The sequence below is a fragment of the Pseudomonas sp. NPDC088414 genome, assembly GCF_044753325.1.
Taxonomy (GTDB): Bacteria; Pseudomonadota; Gammaproteobacteria; order Pseudomonadales; family Pseudomonadaceae; genus Aquipseudomonas.
In genome coordinates this window covers 90,607-98,556 of record NZ_JBIVMY010000021.1, presented here as the reverse complement: position 1 = coordinate 98,556, position 7,950 = coordinate 90,607, and the positions used below count along the sequence as shown (strand labels likewise).

The window sequence follows — 7,950 nt, the reverse complement described above, 5'->3', positions numbered from 1 at the left end:
AAAGAGCCAAACATCACCGCCCTTCCAACCCCTTCCAGGCTTCGATGAACTGAAGCAAACCGCTGCCGAAAACTGCGTAACTCATTGAATCTCAAGGAGTTTTCCGTTTCGACTGCGCCGGAAGTGGGGCGAATTATAGACCTCCTGAATCTGCCGTCAACCGTTAATTTCAGTTTTCTATCAATGCACCGAAAAAGCCCGCTTCTATATAGACGCAACGGCAGCGAATGCGCAGTATATTGCCCAATAGGTAAAACATTACCCTGATCTCACCTTCGGATGATGCCTCGCAATGACAGACCAACCTCGCTCTCTGGCCTCAACGCTGTTCCCGGTTGGCCTTTTGTTAATAGCCATGGCATCCATCCAGTCTGGTGCCTCTCTGGCCAAGAGCATGTTCCCGGTGGTTGGCGCTCAAGGGACGACAACCCTGCGCCTGATCTTCGCCAGCGTGATCATGCTGTTACTGCTACGTCCGTGGCGCGCCAGGCTGACCGCTCAGTCCCTGCGCACGGTGATCGTTTACGGCATGGCGCTGGGCGGGATGAACTTCCTCTTCTATATGTCATTGCGCACCGTGCCGCTTGGCATTGCAGTTGCGTTGGAGTTCACGGGCCCGCTGGCCGTCGCCATCTACGCCTCTCGCCGCGCAATCGACTTTCTCTGGATTGCCTTGGCGGCAGTTGGCCTGCTGCTGTTGATCCCGACCGGAGCGACATCTGCGGGAATTGATCTGGTCGGTGCCGGTTATGCCTTGGGTGCCGGCGTATGCTGGGCGTTGTACATTCTGTTTGGCCAAAAAGCCGGTGCCGACAACGGCGTAACGACTGCGGCCCTGGGCGTGATGATTGCCGCACTGTTTGTCGCTCCGATCGGCATCGTGCATGCCGGCGCGGCATTACTCACCCCGTCGCTGATCCCGGTGGCCATCGGAGTCGCCATCCTCTCAACCGCTTTACCCTACACGCTGGAGATGGTCGCCCTCACCCGCATACCAGCCCGTACCTTCGGGACTTTGATGAGTATCGAACCGGCCTTTGGCGCGTTGTCCGGGCTGCTGTTCCTGCAGGAGTACCTCACGCTGTCACAATGGATGGCGATCCTGTGCATTATTCTGGCCTCTGTCGGAGCAACCATGACCATGGGCAGTAACGCCAAACCCGTTGTTGCGGCAGATTGAAACAGGATTTGACGAAGGTCTGGCAATTGGCGTTCATTTAGGCCATGTTTAGGCCCCTTAACTCAGTGCCAGGCATGGATTTTTTCGGACAGGGATATCAAACCGCTTAAAGCGCAGGCGAATACAGGCAGACCCGAGCGCCAGACTCGTGGCTACCATAAGGACGGTAATGAAACGAATTTTGATACTGATCGCTGTATTGGCAGTAGCGGGGTGCGCAGCCACCTCCAAGACTCAAGTGAAGCACGGTAAAAAAGGGCTGCACATCAACTGTTCCGGGCTGTCGTCCTCTTGGGACAAGTGCTACACCAGCGCCGCCAATGCTTGCGCCCCAAAGGGCTACAAAGTTATCGCCAAATCAGGGGACGCCGTGGAAGAGCCCGGCGACTACCCATTCGGGCTCAATCCGGCCGGTTATACCAGCCGCAGCATGATCGTCATTTGCAAATGAATCACTCTGGCTGCTCGCCTTGTCGAGCAGCCAGCTGACGCCCGATTTCCGCATGACTGGACTTCAATACCGTCCGTTGAATGTCCGGCGTCACCAGCATCCGCGCCACCACCAATGCGCCGACGCATTGCGACAGAATGGCCCACGCCAGGCTGTCGCTCTCCAGAATGTGTGCCCAACTGGTATGCAGCCGACAAATCCACAACTCCGCCTGCTCACGAACCTGATCATCTGAACGGGCGATTTCCGCACCCAGTGTCGGCAAAGCACAGCCCGATTCAGGCTGCTCCACGTGAGCCATGCTCAGGTACTGTTTAAGACAGCGTTCCAGCCGTTCACGGTCCTGCGCTCCCTGCCCTCCCAGTCGCTCAAGGCTCTGACACAGTTCGCGCTCGACGATGGCGGTGAACAGCTCGTTTTTCGACGAGAAGTGACTATAGAACGCCGCGCCACTCAGGCCGATAGCCTTCATCAAGCCATCAACACCAACTGTGGAAAAGCCTGAACGCTTGGCTGACAACGCGCTGCTGTTCAGCAATTTTTCTCGGGTTTCCAGTTTGTGACCGGCGGAATACCGCATGTGCTTACCCTCTTGATCGACCGCCTTGACGTTGTCCGGATCCTAGCATAACGTTCGTTCACTTAACGATCGTTTACTAAAGGGATCTACCCATGAATAACAAGAAGGTCGTGTTGGTGGTGGGTGCTGGCGATGCCACCGGTGGAGCGATTGCCAAGCGCTTTGCCAGAGAAGGTTTTATCGCTTGCGTCACCCGGCGCAGTGCCGACAAATTGCAGCCGCTGGTCGAGGCGATTCAGGCCGAGGGTGGCGAAGCTCACGGCTTTGCCTGCGATGCGCGCAAGGAGGAAGACGTCATTGCATTGATTGAAGAGATCGAAACCCGCCTCGGCCCGATCGAGGCGTTTGTCTTCAATATCGGCGCCAACGTGCCTTGCAGCATTCTTGAAGAAACTGCGCGCAAGTATTTCAAGATCTGGGAAATGGCCTGTTTCTCGGGTTTTCTCAATGCCCGCGAAGTGGCCAAGCGCATGGTCATGCGCCAGCGCGGCACCATTCTGTTCACTGGCGCCACCGCCGGGCTGCGCGGTGCTTCCGGATTTGCCGCGTTTGCCGGCGCCAAACACGGTATCCGTGCACTGGCACAAAGCATGGCGCGCGAGTTGGGCCCGATGAACATCCACGTCGCCCATGTAGTGGTCGATGGCGCGATCGATACCGACTTTATCCGTAACAGTTTCCCCGAGAAGTACGCGACCAAAGATCAGGACGGTATTCTCAATCCCGAACACATCGCCGAAAACTATTGGTATCTGCACAGTCAGCCACGGGATGCCTGGACCTTCGAGCTGGATCTGCGCCCATGGAACGAACGCTGGTAAACCCCGCCCCCTCCATAACAATAAAGAGAGCGCAGCGAAGATGACGAAAACCGTGGAGTTCTATTTCGACCTCGGCAGCCCTGCCACCTATCTGGCTTACACCCAGTTACCGAAAATATGTGCCGCAACTCAAAGCGAGCTGATCTACATCCCGATGCTGCTGGGCGGCGTGTTCAAGGCGACCGGCAACGCATCACCGGCAATGATTCCGGCGAAGGGCCGCTACATGTTTCAGGATCTCGATCGCTACGCCAAGCGCTATGGCGTTCCGCTGAAATTCAATCCGCACTTTCCGATCAACACGCTGATGCTGATGCGCGCGGTCACCGGCATCCAACTGCGCCAGCCGGAACGCTTTCACGCATTTATCGATTGTCTGTTCAAGGCATTGTGGGTGGAGGGACGACCTCTCGATGAGCCGGCAACTGTCGCTGCGGTATTGAGCGAACACGAATTCGATCCCAATGAAGTCTTGGCCCTGACTAACGACGAGTCGGTCAAGGCTGTACTCAAAGAGAATACCGAGACGGCGGTTAAACGCGGTGTGTTTGGTGCGCCGAGCATGTTTATCGGCAATCAGTTGTTCTTCGGTCAGGACCGCCTCGATTTCGTCGAAGAAGCCCTGCGTCAGGCTTAGAAAAAACAAAACCCGGACGCTGCCAGCAGCGCCCGGGTTTCAGCCTCTCAGATCGCCGCTGTGCGCGTGTTCAGCCACTCCAGCGCAGCGCCTTCCAGCAACGGGCTCAGACGCTCACGCACTTCGGCGTGATAGGCGTTGAACCACTGTTTCTCTTCCTGCGTCAGCAAGGACGGCTCCAGGCAGCGCGTGTCGATCGGGCACAGGGTCAGCGTTTCAAACTTGAGGAACTCACCGAACTCGCTGCTCCCCGCCTCGCGGTTCATTGCCAGGTTCTCGATGCGCACGCCCCAGCGACCCGGACGATAGGTGCCCGGTTCGATCGAGGTGATCATCCCCGGTTGCATCGCCGTTTGCGGTGCCGGTGCGGCCTGATAGGCGATCACCTGCGGGCCTTCGTGGACGTTGAGGAAATAGCCGACCCCATGACCGGTGCCATGACCGTAATCCACGCTTTCCGCCCAGATCGGTGCACGGGCAATGGCGTCGAGCAGCGGCGACAGAATGCCTTTGGGAAACTGCGCCCGCGACAGGGCAATCACGCCTTTGAGCACACGGGTGCAGTCACGCTTCTGTTCAGCCGTCGGCGTACCCACCGGCACCATTCGAGTGATGTCGGTCGTGCCGCCCAGGTACTGGCCGCCCGAGTCAATCAGCAGCAGGCCGTCGCCCTCGATCACCGCGTGTTCTTCTTCGGTGGCGTGATAGTGCGGCATCGCGCCATTGGCGTTAAACGCGGCGATGGTGTTGAAGCTCAGCGACACGTAATCCGGACGACGTTCGCGGGCAGCAGTGAGTTTTTCGTCGATGGTCAGCTCGGTGATACGTTCACGGCCCCAGGCCGATTCCAGCCAGGCGAAGAATTCGCACAAGGCCGCACCATCCTGCTCCATGGCCTTGCGAATGTGCTGTGCATCGGCCTCGCTCTTCTGCGATTTGGCGAGAGTGGTCGGGTTCAGCCCTTCAACCAGTTTCACCGCGCTGTCGAGGATATCCAGCAAACCCGTGGTTACCCGCGCCGGATCCACCAGCAGGCTCGCCCCGCTCGGCACGGCACGAAGGGCGTCGGCCACTTCGCGGTAATCGCGCAGGGTCACGCCGTCCTGCTCCAGCACCGCACGCAACTCGGCATCGACTTTGCTCAAGGCCACAAACAACGTTGCTTGCTGTTGATTGATCAACGCAAAAGAAACAAATACCGGGTTGAACGATACGTCGCCGCCGCGCAGGTTGAACAGCCAGGCGATGTCATCGAGGGTAGCGATGAAATGCCAGTCGGCACCGCGCTCGCGCAAGGTCTCACGCAGTTTGGAGAGTTTCTCGCCACGGCTGACCGTCGCTTGCGGTGGCAGATGCTGATAGATCGGCGCATTCGGCAGGCTCGGGCGGTCCGCCCAGACTTCATTCAACAGGTCGATGTCGGTGCGCAGACGCGCGCCGCGAGCCTCAAGCTTGCTGCTCAGCGTCCGCGCCGAAGCCACGGCCATCACCGCACCATCGACCGCCACCACACCACCTTCCGGTGTCTGCTCCGCCAGCCAGTCCAGCGGGCTCGGCTGCCCCGGTTGCAGCTTGACCAGCTCGATGCCGCTGCCCTTGAGTTCCTTGGTCGCTTGTTCCCAATAGCGACTGTCGGCCCAGACCCCGGCGAAATCAGCGGTGACAATCAAGGTACCGACCGAACCATGAAAGCCCGACAGCCATTGCCGCCCTTGCCAGTAACCCGGCAGGTATTCCGACAGATGCGGGTCGGCCGATGGCACCAGCAACGCATGAATGCCTTCGCGGCGCATCAGTTCACGGGTGTGCGCCAGGCGCTGGGGAACCGATCCTTCGGTCAAAGTCTGGGTACTCATCATGTCTCCTGCCAATCACTTCATCGTTATTGTTCGTAGCCGTGGAATTCGGCTGGTTAAAGCCCTGTCGCCCAGAATGCCGGGGCACTGGCGCAGGCGCCTTTGATCAGTGCTGCCGCCTGATCGACATCGTCGGCGGTGGTGAACCGGCCGAGGCTCAGGCGAATGGTGCGACCGGCCAGCCGGGCGTCGTGCCCCAGTGCCAGCAACACGTGAGAAGGCGTGTTGCTCGCCGAGTTGCAGGCCGAGGTCGCGGAAAAGGCGATCGACTGGCTCAAGGCCGCACTGTTGAATTCACCTTCGCTGAAGGTCAGGCTCAACGTGTGTGCGATGCGCTGGCTGGCGCTGCCGTTGAGGCGTACGCCCGGCAGACTCAGCAACTGTTCGAGCAGCCGTTCACGCAGCGCCACGATGGACTTTTTCTCGGCATCGAATTCAGCTGCGGCCAGGGCGAATGCCGCACCCATGCCGGCGATCTGATGCGTCGCCAGAGTCCCGGAGCGCAGCCCGCCCTCGTGACCGCCGCCATGAATCTGCGCCTGCAAACGCTGCTGCGCACGCGGGCCGACATACAACGCGCCGATCCCCTTGGGGCCGTAGAGCTTGTGCGCCGAAAACGACATCAAGTCCACTGGCCACTGCTGCAGATCAATCGCCACTTTGCCCGCACCCTGCGCGGCATCGACATGGAACAGCGCGCCACGGCCGCGCACCACTTCACCGATGGCCGGGATATCGTTGAGGGTGCCGAGTTCGTTGTTGACCAGCATCAGCGACACCAGAAAGGTGTCGTCGCGCATGGCTTCGCTGACCGCCTGCGGGGTGATCAGGCCATCGGCGTCCGGTACCAGATAGGTCACCGCGACGCCGGCATCCTGCAATTGCCGGGCGGTATCGAGAATGGCTTTGTGTTCGATCTGACTGGTAATGATGTGGCCGCCGGCAACGCCGCGGGCCTGGGCCACGCCCTTGAGGGCAAGGTTGTTGGACTCGGTGGCGCCGGAGGTCCAGACGATCTGCGCGGCCTCCGCACCGACCAGTTCGGCGACTTGCCGACGGGCGTGCTCGACCGTGTGCCGGGCCTGCTGGCCGAAAGCATGGGAGCTGGACGCCGGGTTGCCGAAGTTACCGTGAAAACCCAGACAATCGATAATCACCTGGATGACCCGCTCGTCCACCGGAGTGGTGGCGGCGTAATCGAAATACAACGGACGTTTATTCATAAAAGACTCGCAGAGCGTGTTCCGGGATCAGGAGGCTCGTGTCTGCAAACGGCACAGCGCAGCCTTGTGAGCTGCGCCTGGGTTCGAGACCGTCATCAATACCTGATCGGATGCCGTTAAAGAAGAACAACTTCATTTAAAAGTGCGTAGGAACGCTCCTGAAGCCGAGCTTAACAGGCATCGGGCCGGCGATTGAAGCAATGCGTCAGTGAAAGCTTTCGAGAAGTAACGGGTACAGCGAAATCACCAACAGCGCCGCCATGCCCCAGTTGAACACGCGCAACCAGCGCGGGTCCTTCAGCACATTACGCAGCAGCGTGCCGCACGCTGCCCAGACGCCGACGCTGGGCAGGTTGATGATGGCGAACACGGCAGCGATCACCACCACATTGGTGAAATAACCCTGCATCGGCGTGTAGGTGCTGATGGCACCGATGGCCATGATCCAGGCTTTGGGATTGACCCACTGAAACGCGGCGGCACCGAGATAACTGATCGGCTTGGCCTCGCCATCCACGCCATCGCCCACCGGGCCCGAATGAGCAATTTTCCACGCCAGATACAAAAGATACGCGGCGCCGAGATAGCGCAACACCGTGTAGAGAATCGGGTAAGTCTGGAACACCGCGCCCAGGCCAAAGCCCACCGCGACCACCAACACGAAGAAACCGCAGGTGATGCCGAGCATGTGAGGAATGGTGCGGTTGAAGCCGAAGTTCACGCCCGACGCCAGCAACATGGTGTTGTTCGGCCCCGGTGTAATCGAGGTGACAAGGGCAAACAGGGCAAAGCCCAACAGCAGGTCAAGCGAGAGGGTCATGGGAGCAATCCGTCAGGGGTCATTCAGGTGTTGACCCTATCGCACGGCGGCCCGCGAACCCACGGACAGTTACGCGAAAATTCGAGCAGTACAGTTTTCGATTAACTTGGACGACCGTGCAGCTGTATTGCACGCCCGGCGCTCATTTCAGCTTTCTTGTCGAATTGCGATTCGCCCAGCAGTGCGGCTTTCTTCGCGTGATATTCGTCGAAAGACAAGCCGCTGCGGTTCAGCGCTTCCATCGCCAGTTCGCGGGATTCTTCGGCGGTGTACGGCCGTTGTTCGGGGGAAACGTGGGTCGCGCAACCGGCGAGTACGGAGACAGCGAGCAGCAACGAAACAGTCAGTAAACGATTCATGGGGAGCGTCCTGGCGGGCGGTG

9 protein-coding genes are annotated in these 7,950 nt (G+C 59.3%); 4 read left to right on the top strand and 5 right to left on the bottom strand.

Annotated elements, in window-relative coordinates; all coding sequences use genetic code 11:
• Positions 1-292: 292 nt before the first annotated feature.
• Together rhtA and ACIP8I_RS18305 are read left to right on the top strand one after the other, a co-directional pair.
• The gene (gene rhtA / locus ACIP8I_RS18310) at positions 293-1,180 is read left to right on the top strand and encodes a threonine/homoserine exporter RhtA (RefSeq protein WP_367085214.1); all 888 of its coding nucleotides are present in this window, start codon (positions 293-295) and stop codon (positions 1,178-1,180) included.
• 169 nt (positions 1,181-1,349) lie between these two features.
• Entirely contained in the window at positions 1,350-1,631 is a 282-nt protein-coding gene (locus tag ACIP8I_RS18305) for a hypothetical protein (protein WP_007965435.1), read from the top strand.
• A 1-nt stretch (position 1,632) separates the two neighbouring features.
• Here ACIP8I_RS18305 and ACIP8I_RS18300 read toward each other — a convergent pair whose 3' ends face one another.
• A complete protein-coding gene (locus ACIP8I_RS18300; RefSeq protein WP_400762854.1) occupies positions 1,633-2,211 on the bottom strand; it encodes a TetR/AcrR family transcriptional regulator in 579 nt (192 codons plus the stop codon).
• A 92-nt stretch (positions 2,212-2,303) separates the two neighbouring features.
• Here ACIP8I_RS18300 and ACIP8I_RS18295 point away from each other — a divergent pair, with 92 nt between their 5' ends.
• The gene (locus tag ACIP8I_RS18295; RefSeq protein WP_400762852.1) at positions 2,304-3,032 is read left to right on the top strand and encodes an SDR family oxidoreductase; all 729 of its coding nucleotides are present in this window, start codon (positions 2,304-2,306) and stop codon (positions 3,030-3,032) included.
• A 40-nt stretch (positions 3,033-3,072) separates the two neighbouring features.
• Positions 3,073-3,669, top strand: a complete 597-nt coding sequence (locus ACIP8I_RS18290; protein WP_400762850.1) for a 2-hydroxychromene-2-carboxylate isomerase — start codon at positions 3,073-3,075, stop codon at positions 3,667-3,669.
• Between the two features lie 47 nt (positions 3,670-3,716).
• Here ACIP8I_RS18290 and ACIP8I_RS18285 read toward each other — a convergent pair whose 3' ends face one another.
• The 4 genes from ACIP8I_RS18285 to ACIP8I_RS18270 all read right to left on the bottom strand — a co-directional run bounded on the left by ACIP8I_RS18285 (position 3,717) and on the right by ACIP8I_RS18270 (position 7,927).
• Complete coding sequence (locus tag ACIP8I_RS18285) at positions 3,717-5,525, bottom strand: aminopeptidase P family protein (protein ID WP_400762848.1); 1,809 nt, start codon at positions 5,523-5,525, stop codon at positions 3,717-3,719.
• A 56-nt stretch (positions 5,526-5,581) separates the two neighbouring features.
• A complete protein-coding gene (locus ACIP8I_RS18280) occupies positions 5,582-6,748 on the bottom strand; it encodes an aminotransferase class V-fold PLP-dependent enzyme (RefSeq protein WP_400762846.1) in 1,167 nt (388 codons plus the stop codon).
• Positions 6,749-6,953: 205 nt separating this feature from the next.
• Positions 6,954-7,568 carry a LysE family translocator gene (locus ACIP8I_RS18275; RefSeq protein ID WP_367085220.1) on the bottom strand — a complete coding sequence of 205 codons (615 nt, stop codon included), beginning with the start codon at positions 7,566-7,568 and terminating at the stop codon, positions 6,954-6,956.
• 101 nt (positions 7,569-7,669) lie between these two features.
• Positions 7,670-7,927: a hypothetical protein gene (locus ACIP8I_RS18270; RefSeq protein WP_333989066.1), complete on the bottom strand. Its 258-nt coding sequence runs from the start codon at positions 7,925-7,927 to the stop codon at positions 7,670-7,672.
• Between the last annotated feature and the right edge of the window lie 23 nt (positions 7,928-7,950).